Below are 20,086 nucleotides of genomic sequence, written 5' to 3' on the forward strand. Positions count from 1 at the left end.
AAGCCCAATTTTACTGTCCCGTAAAAGCGACAATCTCAAATCAAGCTTTTACAAACAATCTCAATAACATACTGATTTTATTGATTAAATAAAGTTGGCACGCTATTCGCTAATAGAATAGGGCAGTAACTTTTTTATTTGCATATCAGGAGTTAAACATGAAATTCAATTCAAACGTAATCACTCACCCAATCTCAAGCAGCATCTTAGCGGCATTGCTACTTTCCAGTTTAAGCATGACGGCATTTGCTGATAACAAAGCTGCATTAAAAAGCGCTGTGGGTGACGACACCAATATCGTTGCAGAAAATAGAACACCCGCTGCAATAGGTGCAGAGTCTCCAGCAAAACCTGCAGATGTTACTTTCAAGAAACTAGATATGAATCAAGATGGAAAATTAACTTCCAAAGAGGCGGTTAAAGATAAAACATTATCTAGCAACTTTGATGCAGTAGATGTCAATCGTGATGGTGCAATCTCTATAGATGAATACATTGCCTTTAGCACATCACTGCCATCAACATCTTCTTCAAACTGAATGTATGTGCTGTAACTTGTAACACGCCCCCTAGTGTTACAAGCTTTGAGGTCGCACTGTATATAGCGGAACATACAGTGCGACCTCATTTTTATATTGTTCTACAAAGCTTAAACTGCCACCTGCCCCTTAATTGCAGGGTGCGGGTCATATCCTTCTAATGTAAAGTCTTCAAATTTAAAACCGAAGATATCTTTTACATCTGGGTTAATACGCATCGTTGGCAAGGAACGCAGATCACGTTGGAGCTGCTCATTTACTTGATCCATATGGTTTGAGTAAATATGCGCATCACCGAGCGTATGTACAAAATCACCCAATTGAAGATCACATACCTGTGCCACCATCATGGTGAGCAATGCGTAGGAAGCAATATTAAACGGCACGCCAAGGAAGATATCGGCACTGCGCTGATAGAGCTGGCACGATAGCTTTGATCTTTGATCAGCCTCGTCAGGCGAGGCTGGCGCCACATAAAACTGGAAAAAAGCATGACAAGGCGGTAGTTTCATTTGATCAACATCAGCAACGTTCCACGCTGAAACAATCAACCGACGCGAGTCTGGATTATTTTTAATGGCATTCACCACCTGCGTAATCTGGTCAATATGTGAGCCATCAGGCTTAGGCCAATTGCGCCATTGATAACCATACACAGGGCCTAAGTTGCCATTTTCATCAGCCCACTCGTCCCATATGCGTACATTATGCTCTTTTAAATAAGCAATGTTAGTGCTGCCCTGCAAAAACCATAATAGCTCATGAATAATCGATTTTAGATGTACTTTTTTAGTGGTAAGTAGCGGAAAGCCCTCAGCCAAGTTAAAGCGCATTTGGTAACCAAATACAGAAACCGTGCCCGTACCAGTACGATCTTCTTTTTTATTGCCATGCTGAAGTACATGCTGTACTAAGTCGATGTATTGTTTCATTTTTAACTTATCATCCAAACGATCGCCATGTCTGCTCCAATTTAAACTCTTATGTCCAGCTATTATGACTAATTAGACGGTTTAATTAAGTGTTATTGACAATAAAGGCCTTAATGTCATCTGCGCTTGCCTCCATCACAGTAAACTTCTGAGGCAATGACTCAATGCCATTTAATACAGCAGGACGCTCTGGGGCTTGTCCTAACGCTTCTACAATAGCGTCTCCAAATTTAGCGGGTAAAGCAGTTTCTAATACAAGCATTGGTGTGTCTTGCTCTAAATACGCTAACGCAACCTTGAGACCATCGGCGGTGTGTGTATCAATCACTACATCATATTTGGCTTTAGCCTCGCGTATTGTTTGCATACGATTTTCATGATTGCTGCTCCCAGACACAAAACCATAATCAGCGATTTTTGCAAAATAGCCATCGGCATTTAAGTCAAAGCTATTACCGCTATCCACGTTGCTCCAAAGCGCACGTGTTTTATCACTATCACGACCCACTAGGTCGAACACAAAGCGCTCAAAATTAGAGGCCTTACTGATATCCATTGATGGGCTCGAAGTATGATAGGTTTTAGCTGAACCGCGCGGGCTATACACGCCTGTTTTAAAGAACTCATCCAGCACATCGTTCTCGTTGGTTGCAACCACAAGCTTATCAATTGGCAAGCCCATCATACGCGCAATATGGCCAGCACACACATTACCAAAATTACCTGATGGCACAGAGAAGCTAACTTTTTGGCTATTATGCTCAGTCACAGCAAAGTAACCTTTAAAGTAGTAAACGACCTGTGCGACGATACGGCCCCAGTTGATGGAATTAACTGCACCAATTTTATACTGTGCTTTAAATTCCGCATCATTAGACACGGCTTTCACCATATCTTGGCAATCATCAAACACACCATTTACGGCAATATTGAAAATATTGTCATCTTGCAAGCTGAACATCTGTGCCGTTTGAAAGCGGCTCATTTTTTTATGTGGGGATAACATAAATACACGAATCCCTTTTTTACCGCGCATCGCATATTCAGCTGCTGAACCTGTGTCACCAGACGTCGCACCTAAAATATTGGTGGTCTTACCTTCTTTAGTTAACACATACTCAAACAGGTTACCTAACAACTGCATTGCCATGTCTTTAAACGCTAAAGTGGGCCCATTAGAAAGACTGAGCAAATATAGGTTTTCTTCCAGCTTTAGAGTTGGCGTAATGTCTTTAGCATCCTGACCAGCACGGGTAAAAGCATACACGTCAGCACGGTAAGTCTTATCGATAATCGCTTTTAAATCAGAGGCAGGAATATCATCGACAAAACGCGACAAAATTGCAAACGCCAAATCAGCATATTTCATGCTGCGCATGGCAGATAAATCAGCATCTGTGAATTGTGGATAGCTCTCTGGCAGATATAAACCGCCATCTGGTGCTAAACCACCCAATAAAATTTGGCTAAAACTTAATGCAGGCGATTGCCCACGTGTTGATATGTATTTCATTTAATCTCTCATACGTCCGTGATTTCAGCTTGTGATGGAATCACGGCTTAGTCATTATTTTGCAAGTTCTTCCATACGAATACGCACTACTTTAGACGTAATCGCATCAAGTGCTTCGATAGCGGCAATTGCTGCATTCATATTTTTCTCAACAGTGATATGCGTCAAAATCACGATATCTGCTTCCGTTTCGTTTTCGTCAGGCTCTTTTTGTAGCATTGCATCAATGGAAATACTACGATCACCCAAAATCTTCGTCACATCGGCAAGTACGCCAGGTTTGTCACTTGCGCGCAAACGTAAATAATAAGCACTTTGTACATCGTCGATTGGTAAAATCGCTAAATCCTGCACCTGCTCTGGTTGGAAAGCTAAGTAAGGTACGCGCTGCGCGTCAGTTGCATCAATCAAACGTGCAACATCCATTAAGTCAGCCACGACAGCACTGGCTGTAGGTTCTGCACCCGCACCCGCACCGTAATAAAGTGTTGGGCCAACTGCATCGCCCTTCACTACTACGGCGTTCATCGCACCATTGACATTAGCCACCAAGCGTTTCTCTGGAATTAAAGTTGGATGCACACGCAACTCAACCCCGTTATCAGTGCGCTTAGTAATGCCAAGCAACTTCACACGGTAGCCTAGCTCTTCAGCGTACTTAATATCTACCTGCTCTAATTTGGTAATGCCCTCAGTGTAAGCTTGCTCAAACTTCATTGGCATGCCAAAAGCAATCGCAGACATAATGGTCAATTTATGCGCAGCATCAATGCCTTCTACGTCAAAAGTCGGGTCAGCTTCGGCATAGCCTAAACGCTGTGCTTCACCTAACACATCGGCAAAGTTCAGGCCTTTTTCGCGCATTTCCGTCAGAATAAAGTTAGTCGTGCCATTGATAATGCCAGCCACCCATTCAATGCGGTTAGCACCAAGGCCTTCACGCAAGGCTTTAATAATAGGGATACCGCCAGCAACCGCAGCCTCAAAAGCCACGATGACATTATTTGCTTTTGCCGCTGCAAAAATCTCATTACCGTGCAAGGCAATCAGTGCTTTATTCGCAGTGACTACATGCTTTTTATTAGCAATCGCTTTTAACACAAGTTCACGGCTTAAAGTGTAACCACCAATTAACTCTACCACTACATCCACAGCTGGATTGTTTACCACAGCAAATGCATCATCCGTGACATCAGTGTCAGTAGCCAATGCTTTTGCATGGGCTAAATTTCTATCTGCCACTTGTACAACATTAATTTCTACACCAGTACGACGCGTAATTTCAGTCGCATTGCGTTTTAAAACTGTATAGGTACCACCGCCTACTGTGCCTAAGCCCAATATTCCAACATTTAACTGTTTCAAGCTTTTGCTCCATCTAATTTTGATTCATGCTTTTTTCTATAACTTTCTAAGAACCTAGCAATACGTTTAATCGCCTCAGTTAAATCATCCACATTTGGTAAAAATACAACACGGAAATGATCTGGCGTTTTCCAATTAAATCCAGTGCCTTGGACTAATAACACTTTTTCTTCTAACAATAAATCCAGTATAAATTTCTGGTCATCTTCAATTGGATAAACTTTTGGGTCCAACCTTGGAAATAGGTACATCGCAGCCTGTGGCTTAGTGCAAGTCACGCCAGGAATTGCTGTGAGCATCTCGTACGCAATATCACGCTGCTTACACAAGCGCCCTTCTGGCGCGACTAAATCTTCAATACTTTGATAACCACCTAATGCGGTTTGAATGGCCAACTGACCTGGTACATTGGCACATAAGCGCATTGAGGCCAGCATATTTAGACCTTCAATGTAGTCTTTTGCATACTTTTTCTCACCACTTAAAATCATCCAACCTGCGCGATAACCACAAGTACGATAGTTTTTTGACAAGCCATTAAACGTGACAAACAACACGTCATCGGCAAGTGATGCAATCGACGTATGCTCGTTACCATCGTATAAAACTTTATCGTAAATCTCGTCTGCAAAAATCACCAAACCATGATGGCGCGCAATGTCTACAATCCCCTCTAAAACCTCACGTGGGTAAAGCGCACCAGTAGGATTATTGGGATTAATCACAACAATGCCGCGCGTATTGGCTGTGATTTTTGACTCTATATCTTTAAGATTCGGCATCCAGCCTGACTCTTCATCACACAAATAGTGACGTGCAGTACCGCCTGCCAACGTAACCGCAGCCGTCCATAAAGGATAATCTGGCATTGGTACCAAAATTTGGTCACCATTATTCAACAACCCCTGCATCGACATCACAATTAATTCAGATACGCCATTGCCAATAAAGATATCGTCAACGGTCACGCCCTTAATGTGCTTACTTTGTGAGTAATGCATGATCGATTTTCGCGGCTCGAACAGTCCTTTACTATCGGTATAGCCACCCGCCTTACCCATATTGCGAATCACATCTTGCTGAATCTCTTCAGGCACTTCAAACCCAAAAGCGGCAGGATTACCAATATTAAGCTTAATAATATGATGGCCTTCTTCCTCCATCTGCCGCGCGCGCTCAAGTACAGGGCCACGAATGTCATAACAGACATTGTTAAGTTTATTAGATTTATGTAAAGGCTGCATAATGCGTAAATTCGCGCTTAAAAAAGCTTATTAGTGAAAGGCATTAGTTTACATTAGAATGAGGCTTTGATTCAATTAAGCCCTAGAGATTAAAGGCAAATTAGACAATGAAACTACATTTAACCACCGCTGAAAATAACAACTTGATTACCGCTTACAGCGAAAGTTATATCGAAATCAACAAACAACGATATGCACAAAACCTAATCGTCATGCCAGAGGCTGTTATTCTTGATTGGAATGCAGAAAATGTGAACGCTTTGAATAATGATCATTTTCAAGAAATAATCAAATTAAAACCAGAGGTCGTGCTGCTAGGAACAGGGGGAACGCATTTGTTTTTACACCCTAAAAACTACCAAATACTGACTGAAAATGGCATTGCTCTTGAATGCATGACTACAGCTGCAGCTTGCCGCACCTATAATATATTGATGAGCGAAGGCAGGACTGTCGCTGCAGCGCTGATACTTTAATCATATCAGGTGTCTTATCACTTAATCTCTAGATTTACTTTAAGTCTAAATCCGCAAAGCATCGCAAATTAAGAACGACTCACAACGTAATAAAATAGACGATGAGTTTTAATACATAGCGTTTTAACACATCACGATTTAATACATTATTTAGCAAAACTAATCCGCGATTATTGATGTGTTCAATTTTTCAAACAAGAAAATATTTAGTCAATATACTTTCATGACTATGCTCGAACAGCACTCTCTCTTTCCCATTGACGCGTTTTTGCAGCGGCAATAAACGCCTCTACTTCTAAGGCATCGATTACACCTGAATCCTCTCTGAGATTGGCAGTTTTTAGTAGCGTAACGCCTCCATTATCAATTGCTATTGCTTTTAAATGTCCAAATGCATCACGAATAAAGTCGATTGCGGCAGCTTCCATAGACAATTCCTTTGCGGCTTCACTAGAAAGAATAATGGCAACAGCGTCAAATAGTACGGATGGAGTACCAGCAAGCTGACCATCGACTTTAATCATTGAGCCATCGCTGAGCTTGGCACCACCAATTTTGGGAGAGACGATTTTCACACTTGCGCCAGCATCGATCACTGCTTTTTTAAGCGCATTGATAGCGTCAATATTTGATCCATCAGCAATCAAAATTCCTATTGAGCGGCCTAACAATATACCTTTCATTTTTCCAATAATTTGTAAGGCGGGCGAGGCGGGCATTTCCTGTACGATTGATGCTGACTCATAAGCATCTGGTATCTTTTGCAAACCTAATCCATCAGAAACTTTACTGGCGAGCTCTTCTGAAATATGTCGTAAATGGCTAACCATTGCCTCTCTAATATGCAAATGCTCTACTTTAGATAATTCAAATATCAAGGCTGAGGCGATATGCGCTTCTTCATAGCTAGTTTGGCTAATGAAAAATTGTCTTGCCTGACTATAATGGTCAGCAAAGCTATCCATTCGTATGCGACCCTTTACCCCACCATCAATGACAGCTGCACTGTGAAATCCTTTAGGGGTCTCATGTGGAGGAGCTTCTGATAATGAATTAGGTTCGTAAGAAACTCTGCCAATTGGCTGCTGCATCTGCATTTGCCCATCGCGCTGATGATTTGCAAATGGACATTTTGGCGCGTTAATTGGAATCTGATGGAAATTAGGTGACCCCAAACGTGATAGTTGTGTGTCTAAATAGGAAAATAAGCGGCCTTGTAACAATGGGTCGTTGGAGAAATCAATACCAGGCACCACGTGAGAAGGGCAAAAAGCCACCTGCTCGGTTTCTGCAAAGAAATTATTAGGCCAGCGATTAAGTACCATACGGCCAATCACTTGCAATGGAACGAGCTCTTCTGGAATCAGCTTGGTCGCATCTAGGTGATCAAATGGAAATTTATCAGCCTCTTCAGCCGTAAATAGTTGCACGGCTAAATCCCATTCTGGATAATCTCCTGCCTCAATTGCCTCAAACAGTTCACGACGCATGAAATCTGGATCAGCTCCCGCAGTTTTGACGGCTTCATCCCATATCATGGATTGTAAGCCGAGCTTAGGACGCCAATGAAACTTTACAAAAGTTGAGTGACCATTTTCATTGATTAGTCGGAAGCTATGTACACCAAAGCCTTCAATCATGCGAAGTGAGCGTGGAATTGTGCGGTCTGACATAATCCACATCACCATATGCATAGACTCTGGCGTTAGTGAAATAAAATCCCAAAAAGTATCATGGGCAGTCGCTGATTGTGGAAAACCACGATCAGGCTCCATTTTGATGGCATGCACAAGATCAGGAAACTTAATGGCATCCTGAATAAAGAATACTGGAACGTTGTTGCCGACCAAGTCCCAATTGCCTTCTTTAGTGTAAAACTTGGTAGCAAAGCCACGCACATCTCGTGGTGTATCCACGGAGCCTGACCCACCAGCAACAGTTGATATACGCGTAAATAATGGAGTTTGTTCGCTAACTTCGGTGAGTATTTTGGCCGTTGTGTATTGCTCTAGTGAATGCGTCAATTCAAAATAGCCATGCACCCCAGTACCACGCGCATGAACAATTCGCTCAGGAATACGTTCATGGTCAAAATGCGTAATTTTTTCTCGAAGTATAAAGTCTTCCAGCAACACTGGCCCGAGCGGGTTAGATTTCAGAGAATTTTGGTTATCAGAGATTGGCACCCCCTGATTAGTCGTCAGCGAGGCATCGTCTCCATGTGCAATTTGATGCAGCTCTCCGCCCTGGCCAACTTGAGTTTTTTTGTTGTATTGCGCATCATCTTTACACTTTATAAACTTGTCGTTGTTCATATGCTATTTCCTAAGTGATCATTAATTTACTTACTCATCAAAGCTAGAGTCAGATATCAGCTTCTATCAGCAATCAATTCCAGTTTACGTGCAGTCATCATGTCACCCAATTCAAGCATGTCCAGTTTGGTCGCCTTGGCTTTCGGAAACATTTCGTCTTGCTCCTCTTTCACGTGATGTTTCACATACTCTTGAAGTACTTTTATTTTTGCGTCTAACATCTCGCCATCTGGCTCAAATCCATCAACTTGCGCAATAAGTGACTTTAAAGTTGCATGCTCCACTGTGGCTTCTGGCACTAACTCATTATCTTTCAGTGCTTGTTTAACTGCTGGGTAAAAGATTTCTTCTTCTACTTGTGCATGCACGCTAAGTTCCATACATATTTTTCTTACAAGCTTTTTCTTCATGGCCTTTGTTGATGCCTTTTCATAATCTTCAAACAAGCCACTGACTAATTTATGATCAGCACGTAGCAATGTAGTCGCATCTTGCGATTTATATGGAGTAGCAGATTTAGTTGTTTTGTTAAATAGAGTTGTCATGTTGTATTTTCCTATTCAGTAACCACTTTGTGAGCCCAAGGTGAAACGGATGACAATCCTAGCCCAGAACCTAGTAACAATAGAATAAGTGACAAAGCAGCTATAGCAGAGGCTCCTGCCAATATTGCAGCCCATGATACGGCGCTGATATTTGCTTGTGCAGAGTGGTAGTCGGTATGTGGAAAAACATTTACACGACTGAATTCTTCTTCGTTAGATAAATTGGCGGTATTAGATAGATTAGCTGTATTTGATAAATTGGAGAGCGCCATGTTGATATTCCACAGTTTTATTAAGTACTGACTATTGCACTGTTCACTGTGGGGTTCCGTTTGATGGCGTACATAGAACTAAATTAATCTAATTTATGTGTATTACTTGCTTTGTAAAAAGACTTATAGATTGATATGGTAATTAGTGCGTTAACGTACCGACCGTGCATTTGAAAAAACTTACTCTTTTCTCGACAAACTAGAATAAATTTAATAATTAGTTTGTTTATTCATCATTTGTAATTAAAAACATATTGTATAAAAAGGAAATAAAATGAGTTTAATCACAGGTTTATTTAAAGATCAAGATAGTGCTGAAAATGCTTATAAATCGCTCACAGAATCAGGTTATAACGCTGATGAAATTGATGTTGTCATGTCTGAAGAAACACGCCGTAAATATTATGGGAAAGATACAACTTTAGAGACGGAAGTAGGAAATAAAACTGCTGAAGGTGCTGCAATCGGTGGCGCGGTTGGTGGTACAGTTGGCGCAATTGCTGCAGCTATTGCAGCTGTAGGTACCACATTAGTTTTACCTGGGTTAGGATTAGTGATTGCGGGTCCAGTTGCAGCTGCTGTTGCTGGTGCAGGAGCTGGAGGTGTTACGGCAGGTATTGTTGGTGCATTGATTGGATGGGGCATCCCTGAAGATCGTTTAAAAGAATATGAGCAAGGTATTAATGATGGCGGTATATTAATTGGTGTGAAATCTAAATCCGACGATGATCAACGTCGATTTGAAAACGACTGGCGAGTCAATAATGAAAACCAAGTAAATGCTTAACTATTCAAAAGTGCTATTAGTCTAAATAGCTCTTTGAAGGCTTTTATCTGGCTGCACAATTGATATCATCAACTGTGCAGTCTTAAGTTATACAACAGTTTTCGGCTAAATTTAAACATCATCTACCTATCGCACAATGCCACCTAGCTTAATCTAAGCAAAGATCAGTTGGGTTACCGATAAGTATTTGGAAACTGACTGGGAGAACTGTGACTTTATTGTATTACAACAAGTATTAAATGACTACTAAACAACTGTATTACACGGCAACGTTACTGATGTGGACTTAATGTCACCACCAAGCCACGGTTATTTACTTTCATCTCTTTTGGGTAATATTGTGTTGTACCAACCTTAAGTGAATCAGCTTTGACCGTATAAAGATTAAGGCCATTCAGTAGCTGACTGCCAAGCATTTTAACCAGACCAGTCATTGCATCTGCATACTTTGGCTCTACGCCATCAATCACAAAATCATCGACCTCTGCATCGTTCAGAATCACTGAATTGCTGACAGTATCTAACTGCAAGTTACCCGATACTGCTAGCTTCCCTGCCATTGCTTTGCCAGTTAATTGATTCATTAACTGCGTATCAAATTTTGTATGCATCCTACCTGTCGCATGGTCAAACTTAACATTTGCATTACTTAAACTAAGATCGAAGACTTTGAGTAAAGATAAGGGAATCACCAGCTTTTCATTCAGCTTGGTTTGAATTTGTTGCTCGGAGATATAGACGGTTTTATTTGAAAAACCAGCACAGCCAAATAAGATGAAAATAATCGGAAATATGAGGCTTAAGAATTTAGTTTTAATCTTCATATTTCCGCACCTGTAATGACTACAAAAATCACTATGTGTTAATTACAGATTTTTTGTTGATAGCGTCAAAGTGGCATTCGTGCCACCAAAACCGAAACTATTAGATAGTGCTGTTTCAATTTTAACGTTTTCTATTGCAGTACGAACGATATTCAAACCCTCTGCTGCAGGGTCTAAAGTTTCGATATTGGCTGAAGCCGCAATAAAGTTGTTTTCCATCATCAGCAAGGTGTAAATTGCTTCATTCACACCAGCTGCGCCCAAGGCGTGACCTGATAACGATTTAGTGGAGGCAATGGCAGGGTTTTGGTTTAAACCATTTGCACCAAATACTTCACGAATCGCTTCTAGCTCTTTCACATCACCCACTGGTGTACTTGTACCGTGCGTATTGATGTAATCAATTTTTGCATCTACGCCTTCTAGGGCTAAGCGCATACAACGTATAGCACCTTCACCACTTGGGGCAACCATGTCATAACCATCAGAAGTAGCGCCATAGCCTACGACTTCTGCATAGATTTTTGCGCCACGTGCTTTAGCATGTTCGTACTCTTCTAACACGACAATACCGCCACCGCCAGAAATCACAAAGCCATCACGGTCAGCATCATAAGTGCGAGATGCTTTATCAGGCGTATCATTATATTTGCTGCTTAATGCACCCATAGCATCGAACATAAACGACAATGTCCAATGCTCTTCTTCCGCACCACCTGCAAAAATAATATCTTGCTTACCTAATTGAATTTGCTCTACACCTGCGCCGATACAATGTGCACTGGTGGAACAAGCTGAGCTAATGCCGTAGTTAATACCCTTGATTTTTGCACCTGTAGCAAGACATGCTGATACTCCGCTCGCCATCGCTTTTGTCACCATGTATGGGCCTACGCGGCGCACGCCTTTTTCACGAAGCGTATCGACACCTTCTAAAATACTTTCATGCGATGCACCACCTGCACCAACGATTAACCCAGTGCGTACATTAGATACCATCTCTTCAGGCAACTGTGAATCCGCAATCGCTTCTTGCATCGCAAGCCATGCGTAAGCATGGCCTTTGGCCATAAAACGCATCAATTTACGATCTATTAGTTCTTCAACTTTCAGATTCTTGATAGATCCAGCTACGTGTGAGCGCAAGCCCATAGCAGCGTATTCTGGTTGATAAGTAATCCCTGACTGGCCAGATTTTAGGCTCGCCAACACTTCAGCTTTGTTGTTGCCTAAGCTAGAAACAATTCCAAACCCTGTAATAACGACACGACGCATTTCGTGCTCCTTAAAAACTTTTTTATTCTACTTAAATACTAAAAATTATCTGAAAACTAGAAATTATCAGTGCGCGTAAATAAACCTACGCGTAAATCTGTTGCTGCATAAATTTCACGGCCATCAATCTGCATGGTTGCATCAGCAATACCCATCACTAACTTACGCATAATGACGCGCTTTAAATCGATGGTGTAAGTTGCTTTTTTAGCAGTTGGCAACACTTGGCCTGTAAATTTCACTTCACCCGCACCTAATGCACGGCCACGCCCTGGGCCGCCCATCCAACCTAAATAAAATCCAACGAGCTGCCACATTGCATCTAAACCTAAGCAACCAGGCATCACAGGGTCACCTGTAAAGTGACATTCAAAGAACCATAAATCAGGAGTGATATCCAACTCTGCAACGATCTGACCATTGCCATATTTACCACCATCTTCAGTAATTGAAACAATACGATCAAACATCAACATTGGCGGCAAAGGCAATTGCGCATTACCTTCACCAAACATCTCACCGCGACCACACTTGAGTAATTCTTCTTTTGTGAAACTATTTTGTCTTTGCATAATTTTGACTTCTAATGAGCTTTTTTAAATGACGATTCTGAACCCAATCATGGGAGCACTAATTTAACCACTTGATTAACTTTTGCTATTTTCGCTGGAAAACCATTTTTACGAAAGAGATATTCACTTTTTATTCTTATTTTTATCAATTTTTTCACTCATTACCCCTAATTTTTAGAATATATTTAGCAAAGGGGTATACAGATCTGTTTACCCCTCATAAAAAAACGTTTACTATGTATTTAAGTTTTATTACAACCATTTCAAAAAATACAGGAATTTTCAATGAGTGATGTTCAACTAGCTGATTGGCGCAATCATGCGCTTACCTTAGAGTCTGAAGTCAATAAAGTTGTGGTTGGCCAACAAACGCCAATTAGACTAATTACCACTTCAATTTTTGCACGCGGACACGTATTGCTTGAAGGTGATGTGGGCGTAGGTAAAACCACGCTGTTACGCGCTTTTACACGCGGTATTGGTGGTGGCTACCAACGTATCGAAGGCACCATTGACTTAATGCCTAATGACTTGGTTTACCATACTTATCTTGGTGAAGATGGCAAGCCGCATGTGAGCCCAGGCCCACTACTGATGTCGGGTGAAAATCTATCTGTATTTTTCTTCAATGAAATCAACCGCGCTCGTCCACAGGTTCACTCTTTATTACTTCGCGTCATGGCAGAGCGTAGCCTGTCAGCATTTAATACAGAACACTACTTCCCACATATGATTGTGTTTGCTGACCGCAACCAAGTAGAAAAAGAAGAAACTTTTGAAATCCCATCTGCGGCACGTGACCGTTTTATGATGGAAATCCCAATTGTGGTACCAAACGACGACGCCATCATGGAAGCATTGGTGTTTGACACTAAATTCCATAACGTAGATGCATTAGTGGATACGGTAAAACCTGACGTACTGCAATTTGACGAACTTAACGCATTTTCAAGCGTGATTCAAAACAGCATTGAAGCCAGCGACACCCTCAAAAAATACGCACTGAACTTATGGAAAGCAACCAAAACACCGCTAGATTATGGTGTAAAAGTGTCTGGCGTTGATATGAATCGCCTTGTGCTTTCTGGTGCCAGCCCTCGCGGCATGAGCATGATGTTGCGTGCGGCACGTGTCAATGCATGGATGAATAATCGCAATGCAGTGTTACCTGACGATATCCATGCAGTATTTCACTCAACGATTGCACATCGCTTGGTGTTTAGCCCAGTGTATGAAATGCGCCGTACTGAAATTGCCCGCGAAATGTTATCTGGCATTGTGAATGCAGTTTCTGCGCCTTAATTCAAGGTTTTAGATTTAAGGTATGAAATTTTATGATTGATAATATTAAATCTTTTGACTATCACGTTAGCTGGCGGTCACGCGGGCGCCATCCTGGGCGACACGCAAGTACGCAGCGTGGTATGGGCATGGAGTTTCGTGGGCATACGACTTTACTTTCTTACCCAGATCCACGCCGTATCGATATACGCCAAACCATACGTGATCCGCTTGAGCAAGTCTATGTGCGTCTTTTTAACCAAAAGAGTGCTACCCCTGTTTATGTCATCTGCGATTTATCAGGCAGCATGAATTTTGGCGCTAAAAAAAGAAAGATTAAATTAGCCGCTGAAATATCTGAGTCCATTGCACAGTCTGCAAGCGAGCATCATGATCCGTTTGGCTTTATCGGCTTTGATGAAAAAGTACGTGAAGACTGGATTAGCACGACCTCTTTCAAATCTCACCATGCAATCACAATGGCAGAGGCTTTAAAAGATTTTCATCCTGCCCAAGTCAATTGCAATGGCATTACTGAGGTTTACCGTTATTTACCGCGTGAACGCTCTTTAGTGTTTTTGATTTCAGACTTTCACATGCCGAACACTTTACTGGAAGAAGCATTGTCCAACCTGTTACGCCATCATATCGTGCCGATTGTGTTGTGGGATTCGGCTGAATATAAAAACTTGCCAGAATTTGGCTTAGTGAATGTGGATGATGCGGAAACTGGCGAAAAACGTACTTTATTTTTACGAAAAGAATTACGTGAAAAAATTGTGCAATCTTTTGAAAGCAGACGCAATGAAATCTATGAGCTATTCATGCGTTTTGATATGCCGCCTTTTTATGTAGAAGGTGAGTTTGATGCAGACGCACTGACAGAATACTTTCATCAATTTGTAGCTGCCTAAACCAATTAAAAAATAATCATGACAAAATATTTTAGAGTCCTACTACTTACAGCCATTTTGAGCACTAGCTCTCAACAAGTGCTGGCGATTGATAGCCAAACCCTTCCTGACGTTGATGAAGGCGTGGTAAGCATCAACACCATTGACCCATACAAACGCGTTGGCTATACCATTGGTGACGTGATTGAAAGAGAAGTCACACTCACCATAAACGCGCCCTACAAATTAATTGAAACTTCCCTGCCGATTGTAGGATACGAAAAACGCTATAGAGGCAAAGTGATTGGTATTGAGTTAAAAAATATCGAACACAGCAAAAAAGAACACAAAGACGGTACAACGCATCACATTAAACTTGCTTATCAAGTATTTACAAATAGTGTTGTCGCTAAAAATGTTGCATTGGGACCTGAATATTTAAATTTAATTAACACCAATAACAAAAAGCAATTGGTCAAATACCGCATCCCTAGTTTGGATATTGCAGTCTCACCGCTCTCTATTTTTGGGCAAGTTAAAGTAGAAAACAATATGAGCCAGTTCCTTGAGCCTTTGTTAATCAAAGATGATCAAGAAAGAAAAGGGCTCAACGTTGCCATTGGTGTACTTGTATTGAGTTTGCTTGCATTGCTCTACATATTTGGTAAGCACGCATGGCTACCGCGCATGGGAGGTACTTTTGCAAGAGCCTACCGTACCATTAAAAAACTACCAAATAATGAAGCTAGCCTTAAAAAGGCAATCTCAGCAGTACATCTATCGTTTAACCAAACGGCAAAGATGAGCGTTTTTAACGATAATTTAGATGAATTTCTCAAGAACAATCCTAACTTTTCACATATTAAGTATGAGATATCGCAGTTTTTCGGCCTGTCGCGTCAAGTTTACTTTGAGCCTAATGCACAACATAGTGTAGGTAATAATCCAATACAATGGCTATTAAAGTTTACCAAGCAATGCCGCGATTGCGAACGTGGGTTGATTCCAACCACTAACAAGACTGGAGTCTAGACCATGGTTTTTTCTCACCCATGGGTTCTGTGGCTATTACCACTAGCATGTTTACCCTTGCTGCTACAGCGCGCCCACGCCAAGCATTATTCCTGGGTAGATATGCTACCCATCGACCCACTATCGAATTTAATTAGTCTAATTTTAAAAATATTAGCTGTATTAACCCTGATTTTCATCATAATAGGCCTAGCCGCCCCGCACACGACCGAGCAAAAAGTAGAACGTATTGGTATTGGTGCACAAATTGCCTTGGTATTAGATCGAAGCGCGAGTATGGATGATCCATTCTCAGGCTCTTTGGATAGTTCGGGTAATATGACAGTAGGTGAAACAAAATCAGTCGCAGCAGCTAGGCTGATTACTGCTTTTGTAAAGTCACGCCAACAAGATATGTTTGGCATGATTACATTTAGTAACTCTGCTATGTATGTATTACCGCTAAGCGAAAACAAAAAAGCCATTGTTGCCGCGGTGCAAGCAACCGCGGGCAATGCGTTATTTCAAACCAACATCGGTAGTGGATTAACCAGCAGCGCTGGACTATTCGACAAAATTCCAGACTCAGGCTCACGTGCTGTCATCCTACTTTCTGATGGTGCTGGTCGAATAGATGCCAACACGCAACAGAAAATAAAAGATTGGTTTGAGCGTTTAAATATCAGTCTATATTGGATTGTGTTACGTCAGCCAGGCGGACTTAGTATCTTCGATACGAGTTATGTCCCTGTTGAAGACCAGCCATTGCCTGCGCAAATTGAGCTTCATGAGTTTTTTCAGAAATTCAAAACACCATTTAAAGCTTATGAGGCTGAAGACCCTAAATCTCTTCAACTCGCGATGAACGATATTAATAATCGTGAAAAGAAACCGATTAAATATTTTGAAAAAATTCCAGGACAAGACTACTCCAACCTTTGCTTCATGATTGCAGCATTCATGATTGCACTCTTATTAGGTGTTAAAAGAATTGAGGTAACAACATGGCATTAACGATTAAAAATACAGCACTACATTTTATTTCCATCAAAAAATTAACCCATTTTTTTAATGTAAAAGTGCTGTCATGGCTATTCATTAGTACAGCGCTACTCGCTAGCATTGCCAGCATTTACTACTTTAATCGCATCCAGCAGATTGAAGCATTTAACACGGCAATCAGCACAGGAAAGCAACCAAAAACTGATCTACAAAGTTTTGAGGCTAAATTCTCGACAGCTTATTGGTTAGCAAAAAATGAACGCTATAAAGAAGCAACCTTGCTATTTAACAAAGCGCTGAATGGTGCAACTACGGCACAAAAAGCGGCGATTCAATATAACTTAGGGAATATCTTCTTTAGACGTGGCCTTGCGATAGCAGGCACCAACATGACCGTACGTGATGAAGCTGAATATTTGTTAATGCAAGCCAAAACAGCGTATCAACTCTCATTAAGACAAGATAGTAGCAACTGGAGAGCGCGTCATAACTTAGATCGTTTACTAACAATGTTGCCAGAGAACCCAACACCAGGCGTTGGCGATAGCGATTCTCCAGGCTTAATCATGGGGAACATCCCTGTTGGCTTACCTTAAATCGATGAATGAAATCCAACTAAAAACTAAGACTGATTGATTCATTATGCATCCAATTTATAATTATTTACGTCACCGCAAAGATGTAAGTCTATTGCTCGCTGCTTTTTTGCTGTTAGTCATCGCATTATTTAATCCGACAATTCCAATTAAGCGCAATATCTACAGCTACATATTTGCTGTAGATATTTCACAAAGCATGAATGTGGTAGATAAATCCTTAAATGGGAAACCAGTTTCACGCTTAGTATACATACAAGATACATTACATAAGCTCGTGAGCGAATTGCCATGCGGCACTAACGTCAGTATTGGTTTATTTGCAGGGGTAAGCGTTGCAGCACTCTATACACCAATTGAGGTTTGCGAGAACTTTGACGCGATTAATGACACCATTGATCATTTTGACTGGCGCACAGGTTGGTCTGGTAATAGTAGAATCAGGGCGAGCATGCCTGTACTGGCGAAAACCATTCGTTCTTTTCCTGCTCCAGCACAAGTGGTGTTTTTCACAGATGGTGAAGAAGCGCCTAAGCTACATGTTTTTAACCGAGAAGACTTAAGCGCTTTTCAGGGTGGCGACGACTGGTTGCTGGTTGGTGTAGGTTCGGACAAAGGCACCCCTATCCCCAAATTTGATGAACATAACCAACTGATTGGCTATTGGGGCAATGAAAGTTTTGCGATGCAGCCTGGTATTGCACAAATTTCAGAATCCAACATAGGTACTAGAAACGATAGCGTCGCCAGTGGCGAAAGTGATAGATATTTATCTAAGTTAGACGAAACATACCTACAAGAACTTGCCAAAGAAATTAATGGTAAGTATGTACGTGCTGACAGCGTGTCATCAATACTCAGCGCCATGAAAAAACAAAAACCTGCCCGTCGCGATAATGCAAACTTTGAATTACGTTGGATATTGGCCTCGCTAGCGGGGGTATTGTTTATATTCGCTTACTTGCCAAAACATCCAGTCAATGAGCTAAAAATGCACTGGCGCAATTTAACTAGCCGCAGACAAGCGATTAAAAGATAAAAACTTAAAGAAGTCACTTAATCTAAGCATTTACTCAAAAAGTAAAGTTTCAAAAAAAAATGGCAAACAGCGTTAGATAAATAATCTAACGCTGTTTGTTCTTATGCCCCCAAAGCATCCACACTCTAAGCTGCCTAAATTCTTCTGCCTCTACACTATCAGGCAAAAGGACAAGTCGCTGGCAAAATAATTGTTGAAACCATGACCTGTATGTAAGTCGAAAATGAACAATCGTTAGCAAAGGCGTAACTATACTGTCATCTTTTAATGATAATTCGTTCAATACTTGGCCATCTTTTCGTATCACACTCAACTGGTTCTTCGCGTTAACATGAAGTTCCACTAGTGACCACGGGAACAAAAGCAATCCATCTTTAATAATCGCATAAGTAGCCGCTAACCAAATTAGCAACAGAGAAAAACACTGTATAAATAAAGAGAGATTAACCACATAAACAATCCAGCTACTCATGACACTCATCAGAAATATCGCGGTAGATAAAATAAATGAGGGCTTGAAATTCAGGTCGATAGGCTTCACGTTATAATCAGCTATATATTTTAAATGGTCTATTGATACTAAGTAATAATACAAAAGGTTAACATGAGCAATCAACAATGGCAGCAATTTATTCAAACATCAGTTTCCCCGAAAAATGCAGGGGAGATTTCACCATTGTTAGATCATGAAACAATGATGTGCGACCTCTCACATTTAGGTCTATTGCAAATTGATGGCGCGGATGCGTTTAACTTTCTGCAAGGTCAAGTGACTAACGATGTGAAACTATTGAATGGTAGCACAGCGCATTACACAGGTTACTGCACACCAAAAGGCCGCATGCTCGCCATATTTCTAGCATTCTCTCATCATGACCACATACATTTACAAATGCCTAGAGAGTTAATTGAAGCCGTTGCTAAACGGCTAAAAATGTACGTGATGCGTAGTAAAGTAGTAATACAAGATGTGAGTGACTCTATTATTAAGATTGGAGTGAGCGGCCCTAAAGCGGCTGAATTACTCAATACACTATTTTCAAAAGTGCCTCAAAATGACTACGAGTTAGCATCACTTGAAAATGGCGCATTACTAAAACTACCTAGCAAGCATGGGCGTTTTGAAATCTTTACGGATATCAACCATGCACAAACTATTTGGAACACTTTATCATCGCTTGCTACCGTTGCTGACGCCTCACATTGGGAGTGGTTAGAGATACATGCGGGCATCCCTGATGTAGTGCTAGCTACACAAGAAGAGTTTGTTCCGCAAATGTTGAACCTAGATTTAATCGGCGGCATTAACTTTAAAAAAGGCTGTTACACAGGTCAGGAAATTGTGGCGCGTACGCATTACTTAGGTAGCATTAAACGCCGTACCTACTTGGCACATTTAGATCACCCAACCCAACCCAACCCTGGTGATAATATTTTAAATGCGGCAAATGAAGCTGTCGGCAAGGTGGTCAGAAGTGCAGTCGCGCCTAATGGTGGCTATGACTTACTCGCTGAAATTAGGTGTGAGAACGTTAATAATAGTCAACTATCGACTGGTGGGTATGCATTAACGATTCAATCATTACCCTATACGCTTTAGTATGA

General features: G+C 41.2%; 21 protein-coding genes. 10 read left to right on the forward strand and 11 right to left on the reverse strand.

The features are described from left to right. Positions 1 to 158 precede the first annotated feature (158 nt). Positions 159 to 539: an EF-hand domain-containing protein gene (locus tag Q7U33_RS05225; RefSeq protein WP_304858551.1), complete on the forward strand. Its 381-nt coding sequence runs from the start codon at positions 159 to 161 to the stop codon at positions 537 to 539. Positions 540 to 649: 110 nt separating this feature from the next. On the opposite strand, the gene Q7U33_RS05230 is transcribed toward Q7U33_RS05225, so the two are convergent. The 4 genes from Q7U33_RS05230 to Q7U33_RS05245 all read right to left on the reverse strand — a co-directional run bounded on the left by Q7U33_RS05230 (position 650) and on the right by Q7U33_RS05245 (position 5,593). Then, positions 650 to 1,471 (reverse strand): thymidylate synthase, encoded by an 822-nt coding sequence (locus Q7U33_RS05230; RefSeq protein WP_304858552.1) that lies wholly within the window; start codon positions 1,469 to 1,471, stop codon positions 650 to 652. A gap of 85 nt (positions 1,472 to 1,556) precedes the next feature. After that, positions 1,557 to 2,984: a threonine synthase gene (thrC, locus tag Q7U33_RS05235; protein ID WP_304858553.1), complete on the reverse strand. Its 1,428-nt coding sequence runs from the start codon at positions 2,982 to 2,984 to the stop codon at positions 1,557 to 1,559. Between the two features lie 54 nt (positions 2,985 to 3,038). Continuing rightward, complete coding sequence (locus Q7U33_RS05240; protein ID WP_304858554.1) at positions 3,039 to 4,349, reverse strand: homoserine dehydrogenase; 1,311 nt, start codon at positions 4,347 to 4,349, stop codon at positions 3,039 to 3,041. Further along, positions 4,346 to 5,593, reverse strand: coding sequence for a pyridoxal phosphate-dependent aminotransferase (locus Q7U33_RS05245; protein ID WP_304858555.1), 1,248 nt, complete (start codon positions 5,591 to 5,593; stop codon positions 4,346 to 4,348). Before Q7U33_RS05245 ends, Q7U33_RS05240 begins: the two co-directional genes overlap by 4 nt. A gap of 107 nt (positions 5,594 to 5,700) precedes the next feature. On the opposite strand from Q7U33_RS05245, the gene Q7U33_RS05250 reads away from it, so the two are divergent. Beyond that, the gene (locus tag Q7U33_RS05250) at positions 5,701 to 6,069 is read left to right on the forward strand and encodes an Mth938-like domain-containing protein (RefSeq protein WP_304858556.1); all 369 of its coding nucleotides are present in this window, start codon (positions 5,701 to 5,703) and stop codon (positions 6,067 to 6,069) included. 227 nt (positions 6,070 to 6,296) lie between these two features. Here Q7U33_RS05250 and Q7U33_RS05255 read toward each other — a convergent pair whose 3' ends face one another. Genes Q7U33_RS05255 through Q7U33_RS05265 form a run of 3 tightly spaced genes read right to left on the reverse strand, consistent with a single transcriptional unit; the run spans position 6,297 to position 9,201 of the window. Further along, positions 6,297 to 8,384 (reverse strand): catalase, encoded by a 2,088-nt coding sequence (locus Q7U33_RS05255; protein ID WP_304858557.1) that lies wholly within the window; start codon positions 8,382 to 8,384, stop codon positions 6,297 to 6,299. Positions 8,385 to 8,440: 56 nt separating this feature from the next. Beyond that, positions 8,441 to 8,929 carry a hemerythrin domain-containing protein gene (locus Q7U33_RS05260; protein WP_304858558.1) on the reverse strand — a complete coding sequence of 163 codons (489 nt, stop codon included), beginning with the start codon at positions 8,927 to 8,929 and terminating at the stop codon, positions 8,441 to 8,443. Positions 8,930 to 8,940: 11 nt separating this feature from the next. Beyond that, positions 8,941 to 9,201, reverse strand: coding sequence for a hypothetical protein (locus tag Q7U33_RS05265; RefSeq protein ID WP_304858559.1), 261 nt, complete (start codon positions 9,199 to 9,201; stop codon positions 8,941 to 8,943). A gap of 274 nt (positions 9,202 to 9,475) precedes the next feature. On the opposite strand from Q7U33_RS05265, the gene Q7U33_RS05270 reads away from it, so the two are divergent. Beyond that, positions 9,476 to 9,988, forward strand: a complete 513-nt coding sequence (locus Q7U33_RS05270; protein ID WP_304858560.1) for a hypothetical protein — start codon at positions 9,476 to 9,478, stop codon at positions 9,986 to 9,988. Positions 9,989 to 10,260: 272 nt separating this feature from the next. On the opposite strand, the gene Q7U33_RS05275 is transcribed toward Q7U33_RS05270, so the two are convergent. The 3 genes from Q7U33_RS05275 to fabA are packed head-to-tail and all read right to left on the reverse strand — an operon-like array spanning position 10,261 to position 12,659. After that, entirely contained in the window at positions 10,261 to 10,812 is a 552-nt protein-coding gene (locus Q7U33_RS05275; RefSeq protein WP_304858561.1) for a DUF1439 domain-containing protein, read from the reverse strand. 42 nt (positions 10,813 to 10,854) lie between these two features. Next, complete coding sequence (fabB, locus tag Q7U33_RS05280) at positions 10,855 to 12,087, reverse strand: beta-ketoacyl-ACP synthase I (protein WP_304858562.1); 1,233 nt, start codon at positions 12,085 to 12,087, stop codon at positions 10,855 to 10,857. 56 nt (positions 12,088 to 12,143) lie between these two features. After that, on the reverse strand, positions 12,144 to 12,659 hold the full coding sequence (fabA, locus tag Q7U33_RS05285) for a 3-hydroxyacyl-[acyl-carrier-protein] dehydratase FabA (RefSeq protein WP_036302520.1): 516 nt from the start codon (positions 12,657 to 12,659) through the stop codon (positions 12,144 to 12,146). 285 nt (positions 12,660 to 12,944) lie between these two features. Here fabA and Q7U33_RS05290 point away from each other — a divergent pair, with 285 nt between their 5' ends. Genes Q7U33_RS05290 through Q7U33_RS05315 form a run of 6 tightly spaced genes read left to right on the forward strand, consistent with a single transcriptional unit; the run spans position 12,945 to position 18,481 of the window. Continuing rightward, positions 12,945 to 13,961, forward strand: coding sequence for a MoxR family ATPase (locus Q7U33_RS05290; RefSeq protein ID WP_304858563.1), 1,017 nt, complete (start codon positions 12,945 to 12,947; stop codon positions 13,959 to 13,961). A 32-nt stretch (positions 13,962 to 13,993) separates the two neighbouring features. Further along, positions 13,994 to 14,854 (forward strand): DUF58 domain-containing protein, encoded by an 861-nt coding sequence (locus Q7U33_RS05295; RefSeq protein ID WP_304858564.1) that lies wholly within the window; start codon positions 13,994 to 13,996, stop codon positions 14,852 to 14,854. Positions 14,855 to 14,872: 18 nt separating this feature from the next. After that, positions 14,873 to 15,865 (forward strand): hypothetical protein, encoded by a 993-nt coding sequence (locus Q7U33_RS05300; protein ID WP_304858565.1) that lies wholly within the window; start codon positions 14,873 to 14,875, stop codon positions 15,863 to 15,865. A 3-nt stretch (positions 15,866 to 15,868) separates the two neighbouring features. Beyond that, on the forward strand, positions 15,869 to 16,858 hold the full coding sequence (locus Q7U33_RS05305) for a vWA domain-containing protein (RefSeq protein WP_304858567.1): 990 nt from the start codon (positions 15,869 to 15,871) through the stop codon (positions 16,856 to 16,858). Further along, positions 16,849 to 17,442: a hypothetical protein gene (locus tag Q7U33_RS05310; protein WP_304858568.1), complete on the forward strand. Its 594-nt coding sequence runs from the start codon at positions 16,849 to 16,851 to the stop codon at positions 17,440 to 17,442. Before Q7U33_RS05305 ends, Q7U33_RS05310 begins: the two co-directional genes overlap by 10 nt. Before the next feature lie 46 nt (positions 17,443 to 17,488). After that, positions 17,489 to 18,481 (forward strand): vWA domain-containing protein, encoded by a 993-nt coding sequence (locus Q7U33_RS05315; RefSeq protein ID WP_304858569.1) that lies wholly within the window; start codon positions 17,489 to 17,491, stop codon positions 18,479 to 18,481. Positions 18,482 to 18,566: 85 nt separating this feature from the next. Here Q7U33_RS05315 and Q7U33_RS12065 read toward each other — a convergent pair whose 3' ends face one another. After that, complete coding sequence (locus tag Q7U33_RS12065; protein ID WP_370651988.1) at positions 18,567 to 18,962, reverse strand: protein YgfX; 396 nt, start codon at positions 18,960 to 18,962, stop codon at positions 18,567 to 18,569. 123 nt (positions 18,963 to 19,085) lie between these two features. Between Q7U33_RS12065 and Q7U33_RS05320 the strand changes: the two genes are divergently transcribed. After that, positions 19,086 to 20,081, forward strand: coding sequence for a folate-binding protein YgfZ (locus tag Q7U33_RS05320; protein ID WP_304858570.1), 996 nt, complete (start codon positions 19,086 to 19,088; stop codon positions 20,079 to 20,081). Positions 20,082 to 20,086: the final 5 nt, after the last annotated feature.

Origin of the sequence: Methylotenera sp. (genome assembly GCF_030653755.1) — a bacterium.
Lineage (GTDB): Bacteria > Pseudomonadota > Gammaproteobacteria > Burkholderiales > Methylophilaceae > Methylotenera.